This is a genomic window from Curtobacterium sp. PhB146 (assembly GCF_004342995.1).
Lineage (GTDB): Bacteria > Actinomycetota > Actinomycetes > Actinomycetales > Microbacteriaceae > Curtobacterium.
On record NZ_SMBN01000005.1, the window covers coordinates 19,813 to 44,191 of the forward strand.

Here is a 24,379-nt window from a genome sequence, read left to right on the forward strand (position 1 = left end):
TATTACGATGAGGTTCGTGACCACTGCTCCCCACCCCGCACGCGCACCCCGCCGCGACGCGACCGAGAACCGGGCAGCCCTCCTCGACGCAGCACGGACCTGCCTGCAGCGCGATCCGGACGCCTCCATCGAGACGATCGCCGCGGCCGCCGGACTCTCGCGCCGCGCGGTGTACGGACATTTCCCGTCACGTGACGACCTCGTGCGCGAGGTCGTGACCTCCGGCGCCGCTCGCATCGCCGCGGCCATGCCGACCACCTCGGACCTGCAGGAGCTGCCGCCGGCCGCCCGGCTCGCCGCGATCGCCGTGACCCTCTGGACCGAGGTCTCGCACGTCCGGTCCATGGCCCGGGTCGCCGTGCGCAGCCCGTTCGCCGAGCCCGTCGCCGAGGTGTTCGCACCCCTGCGCGCCCAGGTCCGTCAGGCGTGCGCCCTCGGGATCGCCGAGGGCGCCATGCGCGACGACGTCGACCCGGCCACCCTCGGGCGTCTGGTCGAGGGTGCGTGCATCGCCGTCCTCGACGAGGCGACCCGGTCGGGCACCCCGGACGAGGCCGGACGGCGCATGGTGGTGCTGTCGGCGCTCGGCATGGCCGGCATCGACTGGCGCACCGCACTGCTGTCCGAACCCGCGGCCGCGGCCACCGGCTCCGCTGTCTCCCCCGTGAAGGACCCCGCATGACGCTCGAACTGGACCACGTCGGCATCGGCGAGGAGCCCGGCGCGGCACTGCCCGTCGTCTCCGCCGTCGCCGCGCCCGGACACCCCGGGGTCGTCGCCGTCGAGACCGAGCAGGCCCCCGTGCTCGCCTCGCTCGTCGCCGGCGGCCGGATGCAGCCCGACACCGGGCGGCTGCTGCTCGACGGGCACGAGGACGCCGCCGCCGTGCGCCGCGCCTTCGCCCTCGTCGACACCCCGGGCGTCGCCGAGCCCTTCCCCGTGATGACCGTCAAGCAGATCGTGCGCGAGGAGCTCGCGTTCGCCGCCCAGCGCCCCTCGCGCGACCACGTCGACACCGTGCTCGAGGAGCTCGGCCTGGGGCACTACGCGGACACCCCGGTCCAGCGGGTGCCGACCGCCGTGCGCGTCCGACTGCTCGTCGAGCTCGCCCTGCTCCGCGACGGCGTGACCGGCCTCGTCGTCACCTCGCCCGAGCGGCACGGCGGCGCCGTCGAGGAGTGGTTCGCGGTCCTCCGCGACGTCGCTCGACGCGGCGTGACCATCGTGCTGGTCACCTCGAAGGCCGCAGCCGCGACCGTCGAGACGCTGCTCGACACGACCGAAACCGTCCAGACGCACGACGACGCCGCGACGCACGTCGCGCTCCAGACCGAGGGTCCCGACGACGCGGCCCTGTCCGGCGGAACCGAGCCGGGCCTCCCGTCCGGCCCTTCCGTCACCGCAGAATCCGCAACCGTCCCGACGGAGGCAACCCCGTGACCACCACCTCGCTCGTCCGCGCCGAACTGGCGCGACTCACCGCGACCCCGCTCGCACGACTGGCGTTCATCGCCCTGATGATCGTGCCGCTGCTGTACGGCGGCGCGTACCTGTGGGCGAACCGCGACCCGTACGCCAAGCTCGACCAGATCCCGGCGGCGATCGTCAACCTCGACGCCGGGGCCACCCTCGACGGCGACCAGGTCGACTACGGCACCGACGTCACCAAGGAGGCGATCGACGGCGCCGACTTCAAGTGGACGAAGACGACCGCCGCCGACGCCCGCTCCGGCGTGCGGAACGGCACCTACGACTTCGTCGTCACGATCCCGCACGACTTCTCCGAGCACCTGGTGTCCGCGCAGTCCGACGACCCGACGCAGGCGAAGCTCGTCATGACGACGGCCGACACGAACTCGTACCTGGCCTCGACCATCGCCGAGCAGGCCGGCAAGACCATGCGCACCGCCGTCGCCGAGCGCGTCGGCAAGCAGGCGGCGAAGACCCTGCTCGTCGGTCTCGCCGACGTCCGCGACAGCCTCGGCGACGCCGTGGACGGTGCCGACCAGCTCGCCTCCGGCACCGCGAAGGCGGACTCGGGGGCTCGCAAGCTGGCGGACGGCACCGGCAAGCTGTCGTCCGGCGCAGCGGAGCTCGCGTCCGGCACGGCGTCGTTGCCGTCCCAGACCCAGCAGCTGGACAGCGGGGCGCAGCAGGTTGCGTCGGGTGCTTCCACGCTCGCCTCGGGCCTGGCGAGTGCGCAGCAGCAGACGGCGGCGCTGCCGTCGCAGACGCAGCAGTTGAACAGTGGGGCGCAGCAGCTGCAGACCGGGCTGCACCAGCTCCGCGACCAGACGGCTTCGCTTCCCTCCGACTCTGCGCGCCTGTCCAGTGGTGCGTCGCAGGTCGCCACCGGGAACGCCACGCTGGCCGACGAGGCCGCACCGTTCATCGCGGGTGTCCAGCAGCTCTCGGCGCAGTCGCCGGAACTCGTCGCGTCGCTGAAGCCCGTCGTGCAGGCGTCGACGGTGCTCACCGCGGAGCAGAAGACCCAGCTGCTCGACGGGCTCGACGACCTGCAGGCCGGCAGTGCCGATCTCGGCACCGGTGCCGGAGCGCTGTCCGGCAACCTGCAGAAGCTCAAGACCGGCAGCGCGCAGGTGTCCGCCGGAGCGTCGCAGCTCGCCGAGAAGGCTCCGTCGCTGACGAGTGGCATCCAGCAGCTCTCCGACGGCTCCGACACGCTCGCCGCCGGGACGTCGAAGCTGGCCGCCGCGGCGCCGACACTGACCTCGGGCATCTCGTCGGCGGCGGACGGGGCGTCGACGCTCTCGACGGGTGCCGCGAAGGTCGCAGACGGTACGTCTGCGCTCGCGTCCGCCGCACCCACGCTGTCGTCAGGTGCTTCGTCGCTCGCCACGGGCGCAGCGTCCGCCGACAAGGGTGCTTCGTCGCTCGTCTCCGGCTTGGACAAGCTCAAGACCGGGTCGTCGAAGCTCGCCGCGTCGCTCGACGAGGGCCGCACGAAGATCCCCGCGTCGAACGCCTCGGAGCGGGAGTCGCAGGCCTCGGTCATCTCCGACCCGGTGAAGGTCGGGGACGACAACGTCGCCGCGGCGTCGAACTACGGCGCCGGCCTCGCGCCGTTCTTCATCTCGCTCGCAGCCTGGATCGGCATGTACGCGCTGTTCCTCATCCTCAAGCCGATCTCGAAGCGGGCGATCACCGCGGTGCGGAAGCCCCTCGCGGTCGTGTTCGGCGGCTGGCTGACCCCGGCGCTGCTCGGCCTGGTGCAGATGGTCGCGCTGTTCTTCATCGTGCGCTTCGCCCTCGACCTGAACGTGGTGCACGTGGGCGGCACGATCGGGATCATGGTGCTGGCCTCGGCGACCTTCGCGGCGATCATCATGGCACTCAACGTGCTGCTCGGGTCGGTGGGGCAGTTCCTCGGCCTGGTGCTCATGCTCGTGCAGCTCGTCACCGCTGGCGGCACGTTCCCGTGGCAGACGCTGCCCGGACCGTTGGCAGCGCTGCACTTCGCGCTGCCGATGACGTACTCGGTCGACGCGATCCGGCAGACGATGTACGGCGGGAACCTCGGCGCCGCGTGGTCCGACGCGGGCGTGCTGCTCTGCTGGCTGCTCGGGGCGCTGCTCGTGTCCTTCGTGGTCACGGCGCGGCAGACCCGCTCCCGCACGCTGCGCGACCTGCGCCCGAGCCTGATCGGGTAGCGGGGGCGCGGGGGCGCGGCAGCGTCGCGTCGCGGGTCGGGCGTTCGCATGGTGAGCAGAAATGGTCGGGTGGCGTCAGGCCACCCGACCATTTCTGCTCACGAAGTACTGCGCCCGAGGGGCAACGACACCATCTCGCCGCCGAGGAACCGCAGGTCCTCCGGCGGCAGGTCCGCCCGAGCGTCGGGGTCGAGCGCCCGGGACGCGTCGTCGCGCGGGACGAAGCCGATGCGCTCCCCGGCGGTCAGGTCGGCGGGCGAGCCGGTGTTCCGCGACAGCGCCCACACGACGTGGTGCCCCGGTTCGCGCAGGTCGACGGTCGCGAGCACCAGGCGCGCCAGGTCGTCGGACGAGCTCCACATCAGGAGCGCTCGCGACGACGACGGGTGCTCCCCGAACGCCCCGATGCGCGCCGAGACGATCGACATGTCGTACCGGTCGGCGAACAGGCTGCCGAGCAGTTCCATCGCCGCCTTCGTCACGCCGTAGTAGGTGTCCGGCCGCGGCAGTCGGTCGCCCGGCACGCTGCCCGGTTCGTCGAGCGGCTCGGGAACCCGGCCGACCGCGTGGATCGAGCTCGCGAGCAGCACCCGGAGCACACCGTTCGCTGCCGCACGCTCGAGCACGTTCTTCGTGCCGGTCAGGTTCGCCTCGAGCAGGTCGTCCCACGCGGCCTCGGTCGGGATACCGGCCAGGTGCACCACGGTGTCGACCCCGGCGAGCGCGTCGTCCAGCGCAGCGGGGTCGTTCACCGAGCCGGAGACGAACCGCTCCCCGGCGACGACCGGGTCGTCGGGCGTCCGTTCGTCGAGCAGGACGAGGTCGTGTCCGGCCGCCAGGAGCCTGGACCGGAGAGCCGCCCCGATGCGTCCTGCGGCCCCGGTGATGAGCAGCGTCGCCATGCGGCGGACGCTACCCCCGGCGCGCGAGCAGTTCCCTCAGGTGGTCCACGGCGCCCGCCGCGTGCACGCCCAGGTCGGACTTCGTCCACCGCACGACCGCCCAGCCGAGCTGTTCGAGATCGCGGTAGCGCCGCAGATCACGACCCCATTGCTCGGCGTCGGTCCGGTGCTGGTCCCCCTCGTACTCGATGACGATGCGCTGCTCCGGGTACGCCATGTCGACGCGCCCCACGAAGCGCCCGGCCTCGTCGAGCACGTCGACCTGCAGCTCCGGCTCGGGCAATCCGGCGCGCACGATCGTCAGTCGCGCCAGGGTCTCCCGCGGCGAGCCCGCACCGACCCGCACGAGCTCGAGCACCACCCGCAGCTTCCGGACTCCTGCGCGCGCCCCGGCCCGGTCGAGCGCTCCGCGCAGGTCGTCGATCGTCGTGGCACACCGCCGGATCGTGACGATCGCATCGCCCAGTGCAACGAGCTGGTCGATGCTCAGGAGCGCACCGCAGTCGACCCACAGCGCCGCCGGGGTGCTCACGGGCATCCCCCAGCGCTCGGCGACGGCAGCCCGGTCGGCGGTGATGCGGTGTCCGACGACCCCGGTCCGGCGCGGTTGGGCGGCAGGGATGGGACTCGTGATGTGCACCGGCCCTGTGGCACCGACGGGCACCGGCAGCTCCCACAACACAGCTGCCGAGAGGTGGCTGACGAACTGTCCGGGCAGCAGGATCGAGCGGAATGCCCGGATCCGTTCGACGCCGTCGGGTGGGCGTCCCCGCGCCCAGCGGATCGATCGGGTCGGCCGGACCAGGTCTCGCCGTCGGAGTCGTTGGCGGCTGACACCCGCACGGTCGGCGGCCCTGACGTCGAACGATCGGTACCGGAGCCGGGGTGGAAGTGGGCGTGCTCGCATGCCGTCCACACTCGCGCCCCGGCGCAAGGTCCACACGCGCGAACGCACCTTCCGTGCACAACGTGCCCCGGGCCTCCCGTGTGGAGGAGTGACCACGCGCACATCGTGAGCAGAAATGGTCGAGTCAGCACCACGGACCCGACCATTTCTGCTCACGAAGCGCACCGACCACCGCCCCCGCGCACCGCGCCCCACCCCCCACCCCGCGCATGTCACGTCAACCGCTACGATCGACGGACGAACCAACGGAGGTCGAAGCGCATCATGGGAGACGGCAAACCCGCGACCATCTACGACGTCGCCGCGCGCGCCGGGGTCTCGAAGTCCCTCGTCTCCCTGGTGCTGCAGCGCTCCCCCCGGGTGAGTGACCAGCGCCGGGCCGCCGTGCTCACGGCGATCCAGGAGCTCGACTACCGGCCATCCACTGCCGCGGTGTCCCTCGCCGGCACCCGCAGCCGCACCGTCGGCGTGGTCCTCGACGACTTCCGGAACCAGTGGTTCGTCGACCTGCTCACCGGGCTGCGCGAGGCCCTGCAGGACCAGGGCCACCGTCTCGTCGTCGCGGACCGGTTCCTGAACACGGGGCTCGACGCCTCGCCGGTCGAGGGCTTCCTGTCCATGCGCGTCGAGGGCATCGTCATCGCCGGCGAACCCGACACCGACCTGGCGATCCCGGCCTCGATGCCGGTCGTCATCGCCGGCGGGCGCGTGTCGATCCCCCGCGCGGACACCGTGGCGAACGACGACCGGGCCGGCGGCGGGATGGCCGCGGAGCACCTGCTCGCGCTGGGCCACACGCGGCTCGGCTTCGTGGGGGCGAGCTCGGCGGCGTCGAAGGAACGTCGCGCCGGGTTCGAGGCAACCGTCGCGGCCAGTGCGGGTGCAAGTCCCGCCGTCGTGGTCCTGCCCGGCGAACCCACCGAAGAGGCCGGATCCCGCGCCCTCGGCGCCCTGCTCGACGACCACCCCGACGTCACCGCGGTGTTCGCCGCCAACGACGTGATGGCCCTCGGAGCACTGTCCGAACTCGCCGAACGCGGACTCCGGGTCCCCGAGGACGTCTCCGTCATCGGCTACGACGACACCCCCGTCGCCGCCACGCGCTACGTCGGCCTGACGAGCATCGACGATCGCAGCGTCGAGATCGGCCGCGGCGCCGGCGAGCGCCTGCTCGCCCGCATCGCCGACCCGGGGCTGGCCGCCACCGAGTCCCTGGTCGAGCCCCGCCTGGTCGCTCGCCGCACGACCGCCCCGCGCTGACGCGGCTGACGGGAGGCCCGTCCCGCGTCCGTCACGCCCGCCTCGTGAGCAGAAATGGTCGGGTCCAGGGCCCGTACCCGACCATTTCTGCTCACGAAGTCGCGTCGGCAGGCGCCGCGTGCTGCACGATCCAGCTGTGCATGACGATCGCAGCCGCCGCCGAGGCGTTGATGCTCCGCGTCGACCCGAACTGCGTGATCTCCAGGTGCCCGGACGCCCCGGCCACCGCTTCGTCGGTGAGCCCGGGGCCCTCCTGGCCGAACAGGAACACGCACCGCTCCGGGATCGCCGCGGTCTCGATGCGATCGGCGCCAGGGGTGTTGTCGATCGCGATCACCGGGCGCTGCTCCTCGGCCATCGCGGCCAGGAACGCCTGCACGTCGGGGTGGTACCGGACGTGCTGGTACCGGTCGGTCACCATCGCGCCGCGCTTGTTCCAGCGCCGCCGCCCGATGATGTGCACCGTGCCGGCCAGGAACGCGTTGGCGCTCCGCACGATCGACCCGATGTTCAGGTCGTGCTGCCAGTTCTCGATCGCCACGTCGAACGCGTGCCGGCGGGTGTCGAGCTCGGCGACGATGGCGTCCATCGACCAGTACCGGAAGTGGTCGAGCACGTTCCGCGAGTCCCCCGCTGCCAGCAGCTCCGGGTCGAGCCGTGGGTCGTCCGGCCAGGGCTCCGGGTGCGGGCCGACGCCGTTCGTCGTCAGTTCGTGCGTCGGGGCGGGCTCGTCGGTCACGCCTCCAGGGTAGAGCCGCGGCGAACCGGGCCGGTCGGCGCGAGTCCCACGACCGTGTTCCAGCCGAACGCCCGCCGCGTCACGGTGTCACTGCGTACCCGGGCGGAGGAAGTCCTCCGGAACGGCACCGGCGTTGGTCGCCGCGAAGATGCGCTTCCGATCACTCGGACGGGTCGGGTCGAACACGACGACGACGGTCGCTCCGAGCACCGGGCCGGTTCCGTCGCGGAACCCTTCGGTCCGGTCGACCCAGCGCTGTTGTCCCTGGAGGTCCGTGAACGTGAAGGTCCAGCGCAGCAGCGTGAAGGAGGCGTCGTGGGCGGTCGAGCCGCTGACCGCGGTGACGATCCCGTCGACCCGGCGTCCCGCACGCAGCAGCTGTTCGAGCCGACCGCGTCGGCCGCCCTGCCCGCGGCGTGCAACCGTCCCGCCGATCAGGGCGACCAGCGCCAGCGCGGTGACCAGTGCGGGGATCCACCACGCAGCGGCGTACCAGATCCAGCCGCCGATGCCCCAGACTTCGTCGCGGCCGAACGCCGGGTCGACGGTGGTCCCGACGCGGTCGACGGGCGCCCACTGCGTCGCGGTCGTCCACCAGAGCCCGGCTGCGGCGCCGACGAGCCAGATGCTCACCGGTCCCACCCCGACGAACTCCGACGCCCGGCCTGCGAAGCGGTGGTTCCACTTCGAGTACATGCCCAGCGTGACGATCGACCCCGTGACCGCGACGGGCATCGCCCACCACGGGTACTCCGGGTCCGGCGTGTCCGAGAACACGCTGTTGACGGTCATGTCCCGGATGGTGCCGAGGACGGACCCGAGCGCGTACCCGGCGACGACGCCGACGGCGAGCAGGAGCGCCGCCCACACGATCGTCAGGACGAGTGCACGGGCGCTGCCCTGCTGCGCGGCGGCCTTCGCACGGAGGGCGGCGGCCGGATCGGTGGTGCTCATGATCGACGTGCGTGGTCGGTCAGTACGAGTACGTCGGATCGGGGGCGTTCGCCGCGAGGACCGCGATCGTCACGAACAGCCCGATGTACAGCAGCGTGACCACCCCACCGACGATGACCGCGGCGAGCGCGAGGCCGCGGCCCCCTCGGATCGTCTGCGCGCCTGCGACATCGCGACGAGACCGAGGATGAACCCGATCAGCGGTGCGACGAACGCCGCGACGAGCGAGATGATCGCGAGGGTGTTCGTGCGGTGCGGGACGGAACCGTAGGGCTGCGGAACGGAAGACTGTGGGGATTGGTACTGAGTGGACATCGTGAAAGACGGTATCTCACATCTTTTTTTGTTGGGAAGCGTACCGAAATTCAGCGGACGCGCGATTCGATCCCGGCGACGAGGACGTCGAGCCCGAGCGCGAAGCGTGCGTCGTACGAGTGCTCCCCCAGGAGCTCTCCGACGAGCGCGTGCCGCTCGGGGCGTCCGGCCTCGGCGTCGCCCCGCCCGATCTCCACCGAGGTGTGCCCGACCACGAAGTCGTACACGACGAAGAACGCGTACATCGCCTCGGCATCGGCCAGCCCGGCGGAGCGGAGCGCCCCGACGACCTTCGCCACGACGGCGTCGGACTCGGTGGACACCAGGGCCCCGCGCCGGCTGTGCGACTCGAGCACCAGGGGGTGGGTGCGCATCAGGTCGCGGAACGTCGTGGCGAAGGTGCGCACCACGGCGTGCCACTCGTCCGGCCAGACGAAGGTGGCGGTGAACTCGTCGACCGTGCGACGGACGAGTTCACCGTGCAGGTCGTCGAGGCCGCCGATGGTCCGGTGCACGGTCATCGGCGCGACGCCGAGCCGCACCCCGAGCGCACGGAACGACAGGCGGTCGAGGCCGTCCTCGTTCGCGATCGCCGTCGCGGCGTCGATCACCTGCTCGCGGCTCAGGACGTTGGGCCGGCCCCGTCGTCGTCGCGGTGTCGCCTCGACCAGATCGGGAGCCGTTTCCAGGTCCGGCACCGCAGCGGGGCGGGGCGTGGCGGTCGGGGATCCGGGTTCGACGAGCACGGCGGGTTCTCCTTGATTCGGTACGTGTCCCGAAAAGCCTAGGGCAAAGCCGAGTGGCGTTCGGTGACTCGACCATCTCGGGTCCGGAGGCGACGCGCAAGAGCCGATCCGCGCCTCCCGGCCCCTTCGAAGGAACCCGGCCGACGGGCCGGCCCGTCGGCCGTGCGCAGTAGGGTGAGCCCATGGCGACCCGCGACGACGTCGAGTGCTGGCTGACCGACATGGACGGCGTGCTCGTCCACGAGAACCAGGCCCTCCCCGGTGCCCCCGAGCTCATCCAGCAGTGGCTAGACGAGGGCACCGAGTTCCTCGTCCTGACGAACAACTCGATCTTCACGCCGCGTGACCTCAGCGCCCGGCTCCGGAGCTCGGGCCTGCACGTCCCCGAGGAGCGCATCTGGACGAGCGCCCTCGCCACCGCCGACTTCTGCAAGTCCCAGATGCCCGGCGGCTCCGCGTTCGTCATCGGCGAGGCCGGCATGACCACCGCCCTGCACGAAGCCGGGTTCATCATGACCGAGACCGCCCCCGACTACGTCGTCGTCGGCGAGACCCGCAACTACTCGTTCGAGGCGATCACCAAGGCCGTCCGCCTGATCCGCGACGGCGCCCGCTTCATCGTCACCAACCCCGACGCCACCGGCCCGTCGGCCGAGGGCGTCCTGCCCGCCACGGGCGCGATCGCCGCGATGATCGAGAAGGCCACCGGCAAGCAGCCGTACGTGGTCGGTAAGCCGAACCCGATGATGTTCCGCTCGGCGATGAACCGCATCGGCGCGCACTCCGAGAACACCGGCATGATCGGCGACCGGATGGACACCGACGTGCAGGCCGGCATCGAGGCGGGGCTGCACACCGTCCTCGTGATGACGGGCATCAGCGACCAGGCCGAGATCGACCGCTACCCGTTCCGTCCGAGCGAGGTCATCTCCGGCGTGCACGAACTCGTGCGCACCGCCCCCTTCGAGGTCGAGCTGTAGCGATGCGCTGGGACCCGTCGCGGTACGCCGCGTTCGCGGACGACCGCGGGCGTCCGTTCCACGACCTGGTCGCACAGGTCGCGTGGCCAGCGGACGATGGACGGGAGGCCCCGCGTCGCGTCGTCGACCTGGGCTGCGGTCCCGGGTCCCTCACCGCCACGCTGGCAGCGCGGTGGCCTTCGTCGCCGGTGGTCGGGATCGACAGCTCGGCGGAGATGCTCGCGTCGGCTGCGGCCGACCCCGCTCTGGCGGGCCTGCCGAACCTGTCGTTCGAGCTCGGTGCGATCGAGGACTGGACGCCCGGGCCGACCGACGACGTGGTCGTGACGAACGCGGCGCTGCAGTGGGTACGGTCGCACGTGGAGCTGCTGCCGCGGTGGCTCGACGCGATGCCGTCCGGATCGTGGTTCGCGATGCAGGTGCCGGGCAACTTCGGGTCCCCGTCGCACGCCTTGATGCGGTCGATCGGAGCCTCCGGTCCTTGGGCGTCAGCGCTCGACGGCGTGCTGCGCGAGGACCCGGTGCTCGACCCCGCCGGCTACCTCGGCATCATGCTCGACGCCGGGTTCGCGGCCCGCGCCTGGGAGACGACTTACGCGCAGCTGCTGCCGGGAGAGGATCCGGTGCTCGACTGGGTGCGCGGCACCGGGCTGCGACCGGCACTGGCTGCCCTCGACGCCGCCGACCCGAGCGGTGCGCTGACGGCGGAGTACGTCGAGCGGTACCGGGTGGCGCTGCGCGAGGCGTACCCGGCGAGCGCCCACGGCACGGTGTACCCGTTCCGTCGGGTCTTCGCGGTCGGTCGCAAGCCCTGACGGCCCGCGCCACCGGGCGCTGCTGCGCGCGCCCGCGCGCCCGCGCGCCCGGCTCTGGAGCCGGGCCGCTACCGGGCCGGGGTCGGCGCTGCCAGGTCGCCACGGGCCTCCAGGGCGAAGGCCGCCATCGGCGGCACGGAACGCCACCGCTTCGCCAGGCGACGCGGCCGGTCGTCGCGCCACGCGACCATGCCGCCGGCGACGATCCCGAAGCCGAGGACGGCGAACGAGAACAGCCCGATCAGGCCGAGCACCACGACGCGACCCGTGTCCGATGGGTCAGCGGTCGCGGAGTACCCGATCGACCCGAAGTCCCAGAACGCGTGCAGCAGCACCGGGACGAGCAGCGAACCAGTCACCCGTCGTGCGACGTACAGCGTGGAACCGAACGACGCCGCGAACACGACCTGGATCATCGTCGGTCCGATCCCGGCACCGGCGAGCGCGTTGAGCAGGTGCAGCAGCCCGAACAGCACGCACGACAGCGCCCACACCCCGAACTCGGGCACCCGGCGACGGAGGCCGACCAGGAGCATGCCCCGGGCCATCAGCTCCTCGAACACCCCGACGAACAGCACCCCGACGGTGAGCAGCAGGAAGTAGTGCGCGGGCAGCGCCGTCCAGTCGATCAGGGGCAGCCGCACCAGGCACACCACGAGCACCAGCGCCGGGGCGAGCGCGGACCAGCGCAGCGGCGTCCGGGTGCGGTCGACGGTCGCGATCCGCCACCACCCGAGCCCGGTGACGACCACGGCGAGCGCGACGGCGGCGATGCCCTCGGGGATCACCAGGGCGCGGACGACGCTGTCGACCGTCTGGCCGAGCGTCGGGTAGTCGTCGCTCGGCCGTGACCGCCACGCGCTGATCGCCGCGAAGACCACGAGGGGCGCGAGGCCGATGAGCAGCGAGGGCGGGACCGGCCAGCGGCGACGACGGGGTTGGTGCACGTCCCGGTTGTACCAGTGCAGCCGTACGATTGGCGGTATGCGCCTGCCCTCGTTGTCGACCATGGCCGAGGACTACGTCAAGCTCATCTGGAAGGCCGGGGAGCGCGGCGGCGCCGGACTGGCCACGCGGGACATCGCGGCGACGCTGAAGGTGTCGGCCTCGACGGTGTCGGGCAACCTCAAGAAGCTCGACCGCGACGGCCTCATCGAGCACACCCCGTACTACGGCGTCGTGCTCACCCCGCTCGGGCAGCAGGTCGCGGTCGCGATGGTCCGGCGGCACCGGCTGATCGAGTCGTTCCTGGTGTCCCGCCTCGGCTACACGTGGGACGAGGTCCACACCGAGGCCGAGGCGCTCGAGCACGCGGTGTCGGAGCGGTTCCTCGACCGGGTCGACGCCGACCTCGGGCACCCGACCCACGACCCGCACGGCGACCCGATCCCCGCCGCGGACGGCACCGTGCCCGCCACGCTCGGCACGCTGCTCGGTGCGATCGAGCCCGGCGCGTGCGGCACCGTCGACCGGGTGTCCGACGACGATCCCTCGCTGCTGCGGTACTTCGACGAGCTCGGGGTCGGTCTCGGCACACACCTGCGGGTCGAGCGGGTGCGGGACTACGCCGGCGTCATCGCGGTCTCCCGACGCGGGGCCGACGGCGCCGAGGCGCTCGTCGACCTGCCCGCCGCCGCCGCGACCGCGATCTGGCTGGCTCCCGACGCCGACTGAGCGGGCCCGCGCGCGGGTCGGCCGGTCGGGCGGTCGGGACACCCCGCTCACGTCCGCCGAGCGGTCACCATCTGTCGCCCGGCAGCCCCGCAACCGACGGTTCACGACCACTCGGCACCCAGGGCACGGGGCGTCGCGACCGCACCGCGGCCCGCGAACGCGCGTGGTGTCGGACGGGAGGCCCGGTGCGCGGCCGCCACGCGCCTCCCGTCCGTCGCCCCCACTGGTCACGACACCCCGCTCACGTCCGCCGAGCGGTCAGGGACCGCCGCCCGACAGCCCCGCGACCGACGGTTCACGACCACTCGGCGCCCAGGGCACGGGGTTTCGTGACCGCGCGACGCGCCCGCCCCACCACCGCGACGACGACGGTTCTCGACCACTCGACGCGCCCAGCCGGGCGCGCCCACCGGCCCTAGCCCTTCACGGACCGGGTGCGGCCGAGCGCCACCTCGCGCCGAGCCCGTTCGAGGGCGAGCGCGGACGCAGCGTCCGGGTCGTGCAACAGCCGCTCCGTGTCGGCGACGTGGTCCCGCACGGCGTCGGAGCCCCGGGCTGCAGCCGCTGCGAGCACCGGCGCCACCGTCTCCTCGCCCAACCCGACCAGTGCCCGCGACAGGCTGAGCCGCCGTTCGCGCGGACCGACCCCGAGCTGCACCGCCAACGTCCGGGCCAGCTCGCCCCGCTCGTCGTCGGGCACGAGTGCGACGGCGGTCCGCCAGGCGGCGCGGAGCACTTCGTCGTGGTGGTCCGCGAGCAACGGGCGCACCGACGGCCAAGCCGACGGGTCGCCGACCTTCGACAGGGTGTGCAACGCCTGGCTACGGGCCTGCGGCTCGGAACGGGTGAGCGACGGGACCACCCGCGTGACGACGTCGGCCGACGGGTGCCGGGTCAGCGCCCAGGTGAGCATGTCGCGGACGAAGAAGTCCGGCTCGACGGCGCACTGCTCGACGAGCACGTCGAGATCGGCGGCGTCCGGGGTGGTCCCGGCGGCCATCACGGCCTGCAGCCGCACCGAGGAACGGGGGTCGGCGAGGGCATCGGTGAGTGCGGTCATGGGTCCATGCAACCCGCTGCCACCGGGGCCGTGTCAAGCCTCGGGGCATAGCGTCGGCCGAGGAGCGGTTCGCATCGAGGACCGCTCGCCCGACCACGAAAGGACCCCCGTATGCCCCGCATCGGCACCAGCGACCTCCACGTGTTCCCCCTCGCCCTCGGCGGCAACGTCTTCGGGTGGACGGCGGACGAGTCGACCTCACACCAGGTCCTCGACGCCTACACCGCGGCGGGCGGCGACTTCATCGACACCGCCGACGTGTACTCCGCGTGGGCCCCCGGCAACGAGGGCGGCGAGTCCGAGCGGGTGATCGGTTCGTGGCTCGCGGCCTCGGGCAAGCGTGACGACGTCGTCATCGCCACGAAGGGCTCGCAGCACCCGCAGTTCCAGGGCCTCGGCGCGGACACCGTCGCCGCTGCCGCCCGTGCCAGCCTGCAGCGCCTCGGCACCGACCGGATCGACCTGTACTACGCGCACTTCGACGACCAGTCGACCCCGCTCGAGGAGACCGTCCGCGCCTTCGACCAGCTCGTCACGGACGGCATCGTCCGCTACACCGCGATCTCGAACTACTCGAAGGACCGCGCCGAGGAGTGGATCCGCATCGCGACCGAGAACGGCCTCGCGCAGCCGGTCGCGATCCAGCCGCACTACAACCTCGTCACCCGCGAGCCGTACGAGTCCGACGTCGCACCGCTCGCCCACGCGCACGGCCTCGGCGTCGTGCCGTACTTCGCTCTCGCCGCCGGGTTCCTGACCGGCAAGTACCGCTCGAAGGAGGACTTCGCCGGCAAGGACCGCGAGGGGCAGGTCTCGGGCTACTTCAACGACGAGGGACTCGCCGTGGTCGACGCCCTGTCCACCATCGCCGAGGCCCGCGACACCGAGCTCGCGACCGTCGCCCTGGCGTGGCTGCAGGCGCAGCCGGACGTCGTCGCGCCGATCGCCAGCGCCCGCAACACCGAGCAGCTGCCGGCGCTGCTGGCCTCGGCGGAGCTCGAGCTCAGCGCCGACGAGCTGCAGACCCTGTCCGACGTGTCGGCGAAGGTCCCCGCGGCCGCCTGACACGCGCCCGCCTCGACCCCGGCCTGGCTCGCGCGCCACGGATGCGTGTGCATGTTCCGACGATCCACCAGACGATCAACTCGTGGAACGTCGCTCATTGCACACGCATCCGATGCGTGCGCATGTGCCGACAGAACACGCGTCGATCACGTCGTGGATCGTCGGAAGATGCGCCCGCACGCACCCCGTCCAGCCGGCCGCAGCCGCAGCAGCCGCCCTACGCCCCCGGCGCCAACGACGCCGTGAGCTCCTGCCCCGACGACCGGGTCACGAAGCACGAGATGAACCGGTCGCCCTGGTCCCACGTCGCCTGGTCCGGCGCGTACGACCCCTGCACCTGCACGTCCCCGACGGCCGCAGCCGCCGAAGCGTTCAGCGCCGCGTCCGACTGGCACTGGTCGGCCGCCTGCGTCGCGAGGGCTTCGGCCCCCGGGTAGGCGTCCCCGTCGACGGCGATCCGTGCGGTGAGCTGCCCGATGTGCGGCGTCGCGCAGTCGACCACCGTGAAGCTCTGCGCCCAGGCGTTGGTGAACGGCGACAGGCACTCCCCGCCGGCCAGGTCGGTCCAGGCGTGCTCGCCCGGCAGCGCGGGCGTGGTGGCGAACTGGAGCGTCGCAGCCGGAGCAGCGGCCTCGTCCGAGGGAGCGGCAGACGCCGCAGTCGAAGGAGTCGCGGGAGCCGATGACGCTGCCGCCGGGGACTTCGTCGGCGCGATCTCCTGGTCGGAGATGTTGTTGCCGAGGATCCACTTCGACAGCAGGAACACCAGGACGATGAGCACGACGATCAGGGCGATCGAGCCGTAGACGAGCAGCTGCTTGCCGCGCTTGCCCTCGCTCCGCAGGCGCGCAGCGCCCTGGTTGATGAAGTTGTCACGCTCGACCGGCTGGCCCGACGGAGCGGGAGCAGGTGACGACGCACCGGCACCGGCACCGGCACCAGCCGACGGCACCGCGGCCGCCGGCATCATCCGCGTCCCGGTGTCCTCCGGGTCGTACCCCGTGCCACCGAGCTGCCCGACGGCCTCGGTGCCGAACAGGTCCTTGATCGCACTCGTGTCGCTGGTCTCGCGGCCGTCCCACTCGGACTGGTCCAGCTCGTCCGGCGCAGCGGCCGGCAACGCCGTGGGCTGCGCCCCCGTGTCGTCCCGGCGCAGGCCGAGGACGGCGTCCAGGTCCTGGCCCACCGCGGGCGGCAGGTGCGCCGGGTAGGCGGGCGACGCAGCGGGCTCGACGAGGGGCGGCGCAGCGGTCGGTGGCGCGGTCGCGTCGGGTTCGGACCACCAGGGTGTCCCGGCGACCGGCAGTGCGGTGGTCGCGGCGTCCGGGAGGCCCGTGGCCGCGTCCGCCCCGTCACCCTCGGCAGCGGAGCGGGTCGCGTCCGGGGCCTCGGTCGGCTCCGCGGGAGCCACCGGCCCGGAACCGGGAACCGCCGGCGGCACAGCAGCAGGCGGCACGGCAGCCGCCGGCGGCACAGCAGCAGGCGGCACCGCAGCAGCCGCAGCAGCAGTCGGCACCGCCGGGGGCACCGGGAACGTCCGAAGCGCCTGCGGCACCCCGTCGACCGGGGTGTCGACCTCGCCGGAGACGACCTCGTCCTCGGCGTCGGTCTCGTCCGCCAACGACCACGAGCCGCCGCCACCGAACGCCGTCGTGTCGAAGGAGTCGCCGGTCAGGGTCGTCGGGACCTCGCCGGTCTCGTCGTCGCGGATGGCCCAGTCGAACGGCCGGTCCGGTCCGGCGCCCTGCGTGGGCACGGACCCCGTGCCGGCGATCCGGAGCAGGTCGGTGAAGCTCGGCGGCTCCTCGGACGGGGGCAGCACGTTCTCGACGCCGAGCGGCTGGTGCGCCACGGGTCCGGCGGGCGGGACGGGTGCGCCGGAGCCGGTCGCACGACCGAGCCAGTCGACGTCGGCACGGCCCTCGCCGAACGGATCGACGCGGCGACGTTCGTCCTCGATGGCCTGCGACGCCGCGGCGCGCTCGTCGCGGTGGGTCTGCGCGGTCGGGAGCACGATCGACGAGGGGTGCGGCGCAGTGGGGTTCGGCGGCACTACGGCGGCCGGCGGGATGCGGTCGTGCAGGGTGGAGCGCTCGTGCTCGGCGGCGGCGTCCGGGCTCTCGGACGGCGCCGACAGCTGCTCGGGCATCGAGATGGCCTGCGTCGCGCCGTCGTCCAGCACCGGAGCAGCAGGCGCGGTGGGCGCCTCGGGCGCCGACGCCTCGGGGGCCGAGGCCTCAGGGGTCGCAGCCTCGAACGGCTCCGGCAACGGTGCGCCCGTCTCGCGTGCGGTGCGCTCGGCCTCGCGGCGCTCCCGTCGCGAGGGCCAGTCCTCCTCGCCCCGCGGGGCGCCGAAGATGTCCGCGGCGCTGCGGAGACCGTGGAACGGAGCGTCCGGGTCGGACGCGCGCCGGGCCTCCTGGCCGTCCACCCCGTCGGCACCGTCGGCCGCCGCTGCGGGGCCGGCCGTGTCCTCGGGGTCGCGCGCGTCGTCCGGACGCTCCCCGCTCACGCGGTCAGCCCCAGATCAGCCAACCCGATGGCCGCGAAGTAGGGGTACCCGGCTGCCTCGATGGTTTCCTTGGCGCCGGTGTCGCGGTCGACGACGACCGCGACGGCGGCGATGATCGCGCCCTCACGCTCGAGCGCTTCGGCCGCCTTGAGCGGCGAGCCGCCCGTGGTGGAGGTGTCCTCGAGCACGACGACGCGCTTGCCCTTGAGGTCCGGGCCCTCGACCTGCTTGCCGCGGCCGTGGTCCTTGGGCTCCTTGCGGACGACGAAGGCGTCGTAGGTCAGGCCCTGTGCGGCGGCCTGGTGCAGCACGGCGCTGGCGATGGGGTCGGCACCCATGGTGAGTCCGCCGACGGCCGAGACGTCCGGCACCCGCTGCACGAGCTCGGTCATGACCTGCCCGATCAGCGGCGCGACCCGGTGGTCCAGGCTGACCTTCCGCAGGTCGATGTAGTACGTCGCCTTCTTCCCGCTGGTCAGGGTGAAGTCGCCGTGGAACACCGCTTCGGAGGAGATGTACTGGATCAACTGTTCGCGCGCGTCGGTCACAGCGCACAAGGGTAGCCGGTCGGACTCACAGCGCGCTCCCCCGTCCTGTGGGGTCGTCCCGAGCAGCCCTCGGTACGCTCCGGGACATGCCCCGAGCACCGCGTCGCTCCGCCGTGGCGCCGGCTCCGTCCGGCGGCCGTCGGTCCGGCGGTGTGGCCGGGGCGATCGGACGGGAGGCCCTGGGCGCCCTGGTCGCGCTGGCCCTGTCCGTCATCTCCCTCCGCCACGTCGTCGCCACGGAACGGGTCGCCTTGCTCTGGTACGACGGCGACTCGGTGCTGCTGCCCCTGGTGCACCGGTCGATGCAGCTCGGGCAGCCGTTCGAGTGGGCGATGTCCCCGGCGCTGTTCTTCTTCCCCGAGTTGCCGGTCTACCTGCTCTGCGCCGTCGTCACGGGCACCCCGCAGCAGGCGCTGGCGCTGAACGGGGTGCTCGTCCTGCTGGCCGTGTACGCGCTGGTGCGGGCTGCCGCGAACGAGCTCATGCCGTCGGCCGGACGAGCGGCCCGCATCACGGTGTCGGCGGTGAGCGTGGCGTTCGTGACCCTGCTGGTGCTGACGGAGTCGTCCGGCACCGCGACGTCGCTCGAGCTGGCGTCCCTGCTGCTGACGACGACGTACTACTACGGCGTGGTGCTGGCGATGCTCGGCACCGCGGTGCTCGTGCTCCGCGCCGTGCGGGTCGGACGGGCGTCCGTCGTCGTGCTCGTGGTGCTCGGGCTGGTGGCCTTGTGCACGACGGCGTCGAACCCGCTGTACGTGCCGTGGTCCGCCGCACCCGTGGTGGTCACGCTCCTGCTGCTGGCGGCGGTGCGCCGGGTGCCGTGGCGTCCCGCGCTGCTGCTGTCGGGCACCGTGACGGTCGGGTCGCTGCTCGGGTACCTGGTGCGGATCCCGCTGCAGCCCTTCGTGTCGCTCGACCCGTCCACCTACGTCCGGCCGTCGCGCGCGGTGGAGACCCTGCAGTTCTTCGCGGCGCTGACCGACGTGCGAGCCGGCACGGCGGCGGGCGACGCCGGGCTGTTCCTGATGTTCGCCGGGGTGCTCGTCACCGTCGGCGGCACGGTGTGGGCCTGGCGGGTCCGGACCGCGCGCACCGTGCTCGTCGCGACCGCGTTGCCCCTGGTGACCGTGGTCGCGGCGTCGATCGGGGTCGTCCTCGTCGGGTCGGAGACGCCGCGGTACCTCGAGCCCGTCGTCACCGCACCGCTGCTGGCCCTCGTCGCGGTGGCCGAGCTCACCCGCACCGCGGTCCGCCGCACCCGCGTGCACCGGCCGTTCCGCGGGGTCCGCGCCACCGTCGCGATCGCCGCCGTCGCCGTCCTCGCCGCCGGGGTCGCCACCGCACCGAGCACCGCGCACGCCGTCGCCACCGCCCGGTACACGCCGTCGTCCTGCCTGGACCGCTGGGCGGACGGACGATCGGTCACCGGGGTCGGCCAGTTCTGGACGGTGCGGCCACTCGCCACGTACTCCGCGACGAACGTGCAGCTGCTGCAGGTCCGCGACACCTTCGACACGTACCCGTGGCTCGTCGACCTCGGGGCCTACCGTGACGCCGACCCGACGTTCGTGGTGGTCGGGTCGCACGACCTGTGGACCACCGCGGTCGAGGACTCCCTCGGTGCCCCGGCGACGATCACGCACTGCACGGGGTTCGACGTCTACGACTACGCGGGGACCTCCGGCGCGGACGTCCTCCGACGCGACGTGGTCGGCAGTGCCGACGAGATCCGGCAGGAGCGCGGGTTCTAGGAGTTGTCCACAGCGGCGCGTCGGCGTCCGATCTTCTCTGTACGGATGTATAGGCTCGTGGTCGATGTCTCGCCCCACCAGCCACCGCACCCCTCGTGCCTCCGTGCGCCTCCGCCTCGCCGTCACCGGACTGGCACTCGCGGGCCTCGTCGGCACGGTCGTCGTCGATGCACCCACTGCCCAGGCGGTGACCTACCCCACGTGGGACGAGGTCAAGAACGCCCGCGGCAAGGAATCCGCGAAGCAGGGGCAGATCACCGAGATCAAGGGCATCATCAGCGACCTCGACGCCAAGGTCGAAGCCGCCCAGGCGAAGGCACAGGAGCTCGGGCAGGTCTTCTTCGACGCGCAGTCCGACGCGCAGGACGCCGCCGAGAAGGAGCAGAAGCTCCGCGCCGACGCCGACGAACACGCGAAGGTCGCCGACCAGAGCGCCGCGCAGGCCGGCCAGTTCGCCGCGCAGATGGCCCGCTCGGGCGGTGCCGACGTCACGACCTCGGTGCTCACCAAGGGCGAAGACGCGCGCGACCTGCTCTACGACCTCGGCGCGCTGAGCAAGCTGTCCGAACAGGCCGAGCGCGTGCAGGCCGCCGCCAGCGTCGACGCCGGCGTCGCCCGCTCGCTCGAGGCACAGGCGGACCGCGCTTCCGAAGAACTCGACAGCCTCGCCGCGAAGGCTGAAGCCCGCATGCAAGAGGCGCAGGCCGCCTCCGACGCCGTGCAGACCGCGTACGACGAACAGCAGTCGAACAAGGCCCGGCTCGACGCCCAGCTCGCGACCCTGGTCTCCGGCCGTGTCCGGACCGAGGCCGAGTTCGCCAAGGGTGAGCGCGTCCGCAAGGCAGCTGAGGCGAAGGCCGCGCGCGAGGCCGAAGCCCGTGCCGCCCGAGAACTGGCCGCGGCGGCAGCGGCAGCGAACGCCGGCGGCGGATCGTCCGGCGGCGGTGGCGGCTCCGGCAGCAGCGGCTCGGGCAGTGGCGGCTCCGCCGGCTCGGGTGGCGGTCAGGGCTGGGTCCGTCCGGCCAGCGGCTACGTCATCAGCCCGTACGGCTACCGCGTGCACCCGATCTACGGCACCGTCATCAAGCACGACGGCACCGACCTGGCCAGCGGCTGCTCGACACCCATCGTCGCCGCGTCGGCCGGCACCGTCGACTACGTCGGCTGGTACGGCGGCTACGGCAACTACGTCCGCATCAACCACGGCAACGGCGTGCAGACGGCCTACGGTCACATCGTCAACGGCGGCTTCCGGGTCGGCATCGGCCAGCAGGTCTCCGCGGGGCAGCTCATCGCGCTCGTCGGGTCGACCGGCCAGTCGACCGGGTGCCACAGCCACATCGAGGTGCACATCAACGGCGCCACGACCGACCCGGTGCCGTTCATGTCCGCGCGGGGCGTCGCCTTCTAGTCCCCGAGGTCGTCCACGTCGGCGTTCCACAGCGCGCGGTACCAGGCCGTCCGCTCCGGGTCGTCGGGAAGCCCGTACGCCTCGTGGAACAACGGCCCCCACCCGGGCCCGTAGTTCCACCCGAGCGCCATCGTCGCCACCGCCAGGTCCGCCCAGCGGTCCGCGACACCCGTGGCGTCCAGGTCGACGTGCCCGCTCCACCGACCGTCGGCACCGATGAGCGTGTTCGGCGTGCACGGGTCTCCGTGACACACCACGACGCGGTCACCGGGCGGCTCCGGGCCCAGGCGATCCGTGTCGGCACCCGCCGCACGAGCACGGTCGAGCCGCGCCGCCGTCGACCACGCGAAGGGGCAGTCGTCCACCGGCAGGGTGTCGTGGAACGCGCGGAGCCCCTCGCCGACCGCGACCACCGCGGTCCGGGGTTCGTCGTGCCACCGCGGGTCGACGGCACTCCACCCGGGGACGGCACGGGTGTGCAGCCACACGCCGTCGTCGTCCGCACCGTGGTCGAGCACCTCGGGCACCCGCACGTACCGTGACGCCCACTCCAGTCGCGCGGCCTCGTTGCCGATCCACCGGCCGTAGGCGTGCGGCAGGACCTTGACGAACTCGTCGGCGTGCTCGTCCGGTCCGATCCGGAAGGTCGTGCCGCCGATCTCGTTGTGCCAGACCAGGGCGACCTCGCGGCCCCGGGCAGCCTCCACGACCACCAGCGGCACGGGGACGACGGAGTCCGGCCCCGGCAGCCCGCCGATCGACCGCACCACGACGGCCCTAGTGCACGCGGTCCGGACGCGAGGACCCGGCCCCACCGCGCGCGATCTCGAGCAGGACCGGCAGGCGTTCGCCGAGCAGGGCGTCCAGGTCGGCGACGACGGCCTCGACCCGTTCGGTGACCTCACGCGGCGAGGCGCCCCGGCGCGGACGGACCCGCACCCGGATCGCCCGGCCACCACGGACGCGGTACACGTCGACCGCGAGCGAGGCCACCTGCGGCAGCTCCCCGATCGCCGAGGACAGCGCGTGCTGCACGGCCGTGGACTCGACGCGCACCGAGCCGGCGACGCCGTCGGCTGATCCGTCGCTCTCGACGACGGTGCTCTCGCGGCCTCCGCCGAGCGTCGTCAGCACCACGATCGCCAGGATGCCGACGACGACCCCGCCGCCGAGCACCCACGTCCACGACAGCAGGGAGTCATCGCGCGACGTGTCCGTGCCGAGGCCCGCGAGTGCGTCGCCAGCCGTGCGCCACCACGACGCCACGAGCGGCAGGCCCTGGGCCGTCTGCACCAGGATCGCACCGACCCCGGCGACGAACAGGACGAGCCCGACGACGACGAGCGCCGTCCGGCCGAGCCCACGGTTGGTCGCGTTCATCCGTCCACCCGTCCGGTCGGCTGGACGCGGACCCGCGCAGCCAGGGCGGGGAGCGCGTCGATCCCCGCGAACTCGTGCTCGACGGCCTCGATCGCGGCCACGGCGGGCACGTCGACGCCGGCGGCGGGGCGCAGGACCACCTCGACGGTCCGGCGGCCCACGGTGCCGACGGCGGCGTCCGGCCCGAGCCGCGTGACGGATCGGGCTGCACGTGCCGCGGCGGAGGCGAGCACCTCGTCGTCGACCACGACGGCGAGCCGGTCGGATGCCATCGCGTGGCGCGGACGCCGCTGCGGCAGGAGCCCCTGCAGCAGGAACACCAGGCCGACGAGGGCGACGATCGCGGCGATCCCGACGACGAGCGTGGTGTCGAGGCCGTCCGGCGCGGCGAGGGCGGCGTCCACCACGGCGCGCGGGTCGACGCCGAGGACGTTCTGGTCGAGCAGCACGAGGGCACCGGCGAAGACGGCAGCGGCTGCGAGCACGAGGGTGATGAGCATCGCGATGACGACGGCGCCCGACCGGGACACGTGGGTCTCGCGGCGGAGCAGACGGCGGTACGTGGCGGCGTACTCGGTGGACGGTGCGAGGCCGGCTCCGGGAACCGATGCGGTCCGGCCGTCCACGGCGGTCACCGGACCCTCCGCGGGACGTCGACGACCGACGACGCGAACGTCACGGTCACCCGGGACACCTGTCGGCCGGTGATGGTCCGGAGGCGCTCGGCGATCGTGCCGCGGGCCCGGTGCGCGCTCGTGACGACGGGTTCGTCGGGGACCGCGTGGGTCCCCAGCACGGGCAGGGTGAGCGGGGCGGTGATCTCGACCGCCAGCGCGCCGCGACCGTCGTCGGAGACCCGGGCACGGACCTCCCGGAAGGCCACGCGCAGCGCTTCGGCGGCGACCGCCTGGGCGGTGTGCACGAGCGCCGACGTGCCGATGCGGTCGGAGCCGCGGAGCCGGACGCCGCTGTCGCCGACCGTGGCGACGGCGGCGTCGGTCACGACGAGCTCCGGCGTCCGCGCAGTACGTCGACCAGGCGACGCACGTCGACGTCACCGGCGACGATGCGGGCGATCAGCCCGCCGACGGCCATGCAGACGGCGACGACCACGAACGCCCAGAACCCGAGGGTCACCGCGACGATCGCGAGGAGGGCGCCGACGCCCATCCCGACGACGGTGGCGTTCACCGGACCCGGCCCTCGCGGACGTCGCCGTCGAGGTCGTCGGCGGTGCCGTTCAGTGCCGGGATGTTCACGTCGTTGATCGCGATGTTGACCTCGGTGACCTCGAGCCCGACGAGCTCGGTGACGGCGCTCGTGACGGCGGCGCGCACCGCGGTGGCGACGTCCATCATGGGCGTCGGGTAGTCCACGACGATCGTCAGGTCGACGGCGACCTGGGTCTCGCCGACCTCGACACGGACGCCCTGGCCGAGCGCGCTCGAGCCGATCGCGTCGCGGATGGCGCCGAAGGCCCGCGAGGCGTTCCCGCCGAGGGCGTAGACGCCGGGGACGTCGCGCGCGGCGATGCCCGCGACCTTGGCGACGACGGTGTCGTCGATGATCGTCTTGCCCTTGGCCGTGACCTGCGTGGTGGTGGTGCCGGTCGTGGTGCCGGTCGTCACGGTCCCGTCGACGCGGTTCGTCGTCGATGCCATCAGTGCCTCCTGCGCTCGCTTGCTG

25 protein-coding genes are annotated in these 24,379 nt (G+C 73.0%); 10 read left to right on the top strand and 15 right to left on the bottom strand.

What is annotated here, in order from left to right:
- Positions 1 to 16: 16 nt before the first annotated feature.
- Genes EDF33_RS17145 through EDF33_RS17155 form a run of 3 tightly spaced genes read left to right on the top strand, consistent with a single transcriptional unit; the run spans position 17 to position 3,671 of the window.
- Entirely contained in the window at positions 17 to 682 is a 666-nt protein-coding gene (locus tag EDF33_RS17145; protein WP_132100685.1) for a TetR/AcrR family transcriptional regulator, read from the top strand.
- Positions 679 to 1,440 carry a hypothetical protein gene (locus tag EDF33_RS17150; RefSeq protein WP_132100686.1) on the top strand — a complete coding sequence of 254 codons (762 nt, stop codon included), beginning with the start codon at positions 679 to 681 and terminating at the stop codon, positions 1,438 to 1,440. The genes EDF33_RS17145 and EDF33_RS17150 overlap by 4 nt, the downstream gene beginning before the upstream one ends.
- Positions 1,437 to 3,671, top strand: a complete 2,235-nt coding sequence (locus EDF33_RS17155) for a YhgE/Pip domain-containing protein (RefSeq protein ID WP_132100687.1) — start codon at positions 1,437 to 1,439, stop codon at positions 3,669 to 3,671. Before EDF33_RS17150 ends, EDF33_RS17155 begins: the two co-directional genes overlap by 4 nt.
- A 98-nt stretch (positions 3,672 to 3,769) precedes the next feature.
- Here EDF33_RS17155 and EDF33_RS17160 read toward each other — a convergent pair whose 3' ends face one another.
- Positions 3,770 to 4,573, bottom strand: a complete 804-nt coding sequence (locus EDF33_RS17160) for an NAD(P)-dependent oxidoreductase (protein ID WP_207906718.1) — start codon at positions 4,571 to 4,573, stop codon at positions 3,770 to 3,772.
- A 10-nt stretch (positions 4,574 to 4,583) separates the two neighbouring features.
- The gene (locus tag EDF33_RS17165; RefSeq protein ID WP_131881169.1) at positions 4,584 to 5,237 is read right to left on the bottom strand and encodes a DUF559 domain-containing protein; all 654 of its coding nucleotides are present in this window, start codon (positions 5,235 to 5,237) and stop codon (positions 4,584 to 4,586) included.
- Between the two features lie 507 nt (positions 5,238 to 5,744).
- Between EDF33_RS17165 and EDF33_RS17170 the strand changes: the two genes are divergently transcribed.
- A complete protein-coding gene (locus EDF33_RS17170) occupies positions 5,745 to 6,740 on the top strand; it encodes a LacI family DNA-binding transcriptional regulator (protein ID WP_131881171.1) in 996 nt (331 codons plus the stop codon).
- Between the two features lie 91 nt (positions 6,741 to 6,831).
- Here the strand turns inward: EDF33_RS17170 and EDF33_RS17175 are convergent, their stop codons facing one another.
- The 3 genes from EDF33_RS17175 to EDF33_RS17190 all read right to left on the bottom strand — a co-directional run bounded on the left by EDF33_RS17175 (position 6,832) and on the right by EDF33_RS17190 (position 9,494).
- Positions 6,832 to 7,479, bottom strand: a complete 648-nt coding sequence (locus EDF33_RS17175) for a TrmH family RNA methyltransferase (RefSeq protein ID WP_123672028.1) — start codon at positions 7,477 to 7,479, stop codon at positions 6,832 to 6,834.
- An 87-nt stretch (positions 7,480 to 7,566) separates the two neighbouring features.
- Positions 7,567 to 8,433, bottom strand: a complete 867-nt coding sequence (locus EDF33_RS17180; protein ID WP_131881173.1) for a hypothetical protein — start codon at positions 8,431 to 8,433, stop codon at positions 7,567 to 7,569.
- A 365-nt stretch (positions 8,434 to 8,798) separates the two neighbouring features.
- The gene (locus tag EDF33_RS17190) at positions 8,799 to 9,494 is read right to left on the bottom strand and encodes a TetR/AcrR family transcriptional regulator C-terminal domain-containing protein (protein WP_132100688.1); all 696 of its coding nucleotides are present in this window, start codon (positions 9,492 to 9,494) and stop codon (positions 8,799 to 8,801) included.
- A 182-nt stretch (positions 9,495 to 9,676) separates the two neighbouring features.
- Here EDF33_RS17190 and EDF33_RS17195 point away from each other — a divergent pair, with 182 nt between their 5' ends.
- Positions 9,677 to 10,474, top strand: a complete 798-nt coding sequence (locus EDF33_RS17195) for an HAD-IIA family hydrolase (protein ID WP_111086157.1) — start codon at positions 9,677 to 9,679, stop codon at positions 10,472 to 10,474.
- Between the two features lie 2 nt (positions 10,475 to 10,476).
- Entirely contained in the window at positions 10,477 to 11,289 is an 813-nt protein-coding gene (locus EDF33_RS17200; RefSeq protein ID WP_132100689.1) for a methyltransferase domain-containing protein, read from the top strand.
- A 68-nt stretch (positions 11,290 to 11,357) separates the two neighbouring features.
- Here EDF33_RS17200 and EDF33_RS17205 read toward each other — a convergent pair whose 3' ends face one another.
- A complete protein-coding gene (locus tag EDF33_RS17205; protein WP_165918863.1) occupies positions 11,358 to 12,236 on the bottom strand; it encodes a CPBP family intramembrane glutamic endopeptidase in 879 nt (292 codons plus the stop codon).
- 37 nt (positions 12,237 to 12,273) lie between these two features.
- Here EDF33_RS17205 and EDF33_RS17210 point away from each other — a divergent pair, with 37 nt between their 5' ends.
- Complete coding sequence (locus EDF33_RS17210) at positions 12,274 to 12,963, top strand: metal-dependent transcriptional regulator (protein WP_123293578.1); 690 nt, start codon at positions 12,274 to 12,276, stop codon at positions 12,961 to 12,963.
- Positions 12,964 to 13,378: 415 nt separating this feature from the next.
- On the opposite strand, the gene EDF33_RS17215 is transcribed toward EDF33_RS17210, so the two are convergent.
- A complete protein-coding gene (locus tag EDF33_RS17215) occupies positions 13,379 to 14,023 on the bottom strand; it encodes a HEAT repeat domain-containing protein (protein ID WP_131881182.1) in 645 nt (214 codons plus the stop codon).
- A 111-nt stretch (positions 14,024 to 14,134) separates the two neighbouring features.
- On the opposite strand from EDF33_RS17215, the gene EDF33_RS17220 reads away from it, so the two are divergent.
- On the top strand, positions 14,135 to 15,088 hold the full coding sequence (locus tag EDF33_RS17220) for an aldo/keto reductase (protein ID WP_132100691.1): 954 nt from the start codon (positions 14,135 to 14,137) through the stop codon (positions 15,086 to 15,088).
- A 217-nt stretch (positions 15,089 to 15,305) separates the two neighbouring features.
- Here EDF33_RS17220 and EDF33_RS17225 read toward each other — a convergent pair whose 3' ends face one another.
- The gene (locus EDF33_RS17225; RefSeq protein ID WP_132100692.1) at positions 15,306 to 17,600 is read right to left on the bottom strand and encodes a septum formation family protein; all 2,295 of its coding nucleotides are present in this window, start codon (positions 17,598 to 17,600) and stop codon (positions 15,306 to 15,308) included.
- On the bottom strand, positions 17,597 to 18,148 hold the full coding sequence (gene pyrE / locus EDF33_RS17230) for an orotate phosphoribosyltransferase (protein ID WP_132100693.1): 552 nt from the start codon (positions 18,146 to 18,148) through the stop codon (positions 17,597 to 17,599). The genes EDF33_RS17225 and pyrE overlap by 4 nt, the downstream gene beginning before the upstream one ends.
- 86 nt (positions 18,149 to 18,234) lie before the next feature.
- On the opposite strand from pyrE, the gene EDF33_RS17235 reads away from it, so the two are divergent.
- Positions 18,235 to 19,902, top strand: coding sequence for a hypothetical protein (locus tag EDF33_RS17235; protein WP_132100694.1), 1,668 nt, complete (start codon positions 18,235 to 18,237; stop codon positions 19,900 to 19,902).
- Positions 19,903 to 19,966: 64 nt separating this feature from the next.
- A complete protein-coding gene (locus EDF33_RS17240; protein ID WP_132100695.1) occupies positions 19,967 to 21,313 on the top strand; it encodes a M23 family metallopeptidase in 1,347 nt (448 codons plus the stop codon).
- On the opposite strand, the gene EDF33_RS17245 is transcribed toward EDF33_RS17240, so the two are convergent.
- Genes EDF33_RS17245 through EDF33_RS17270 form a run of 6 tightly spaced genes read right to left on the bottom strand, consistent with a single transcriptional unit; the run spans position 21,310 to position 24,354 of the window.
- Positions 21,310 to 22,083 (bottom strand): aminoglycoside 3'-phosphotransferase, encoded by a 774-nt coding sequence (locus tag EDF33_RS17245; RefSeq protein ID WP_132100696.1) that lies wholly within the window; start codon positions 22,081 to 22,083, stop codon positions 21,310 to 21,312. The two genes, EDF33_RS17240 and EDF33_RS17245, sit on opposite strands and share 4 nt — an antisense overlap.
- 7 nt (positions 22,084 to 22,090) lie before the next feature.
- Positions 22,091 to 22,693 (bottom strand): hypothetical protein, encoded by a 603-nt coding sequence (locus tag EDF33_RS17250; RefSeq protein WP_132100697.1) that lies wholly within the window; start codon positions 22,691 to 22,693, stop codon positions 22,091 to 22,093.
- Positions 22,690 to 23,328 (bottom strand): hypothetical protein, encoded by a 639-nt coding sequence (locus tag EDF33_RS17255; RefSeq protein WP_132100698.1) that lies wholly within the window; start codon positions 23,326 to 23,328, stop codon positions 22,690 to 22,692. The genes EDF33_RS17250 and EDF33_RS17255 overlap by 4 nt, the downstream gene beginning before the upstream one ends.
- Positions 23,325 to 23,696, bottom strand: coding sequence for a hypothetical protein (locus tag EDF33_RS17260; protein ID WP_131847060.1), 372 nt, complete (start codon positions 23,694 to 23,696; stop codon positions 23,325 to 23,327). The genes EDF33_RS17255 and EDF33_RS17260 overlap by 4 nt, the downstream gene beginning before the upstream one ends.
- Positions 23,693 to 23,884: a DUF2273 domain-containing protein gene (locus tag EDF33_RS17265; protein WP_132100699.1), complete on the bottom strand. Its 192-nt coding sequence runs from the start codon at positions 23,882 to 23,884 to the stop codon at positions 23,693 to 23,695. The genes EDF33_RS17260 and EDF33_RS17265 overlap by 4 nt, the downstream gene beginning before the upstream one ends.
- On the bottom strand, positions 23,881 to 24,354 hold the full coding sequence (locus tag EDF33_RS17270; protein WP_132100700.1) for an Asp23/Gls24 family envelope stress response protein: 474 nt from the start codon (positions 24,352 to 24,354) through the stop codon (positions 23,881 to 23,883). The genes EDF33_RS17265 and EDF33_RS17270 overlap by 4 nt, the downstream gene beginning before the upstream one ends.
- Positions 24,355 to 24,379: the final 25 nt, after the last annotated feature.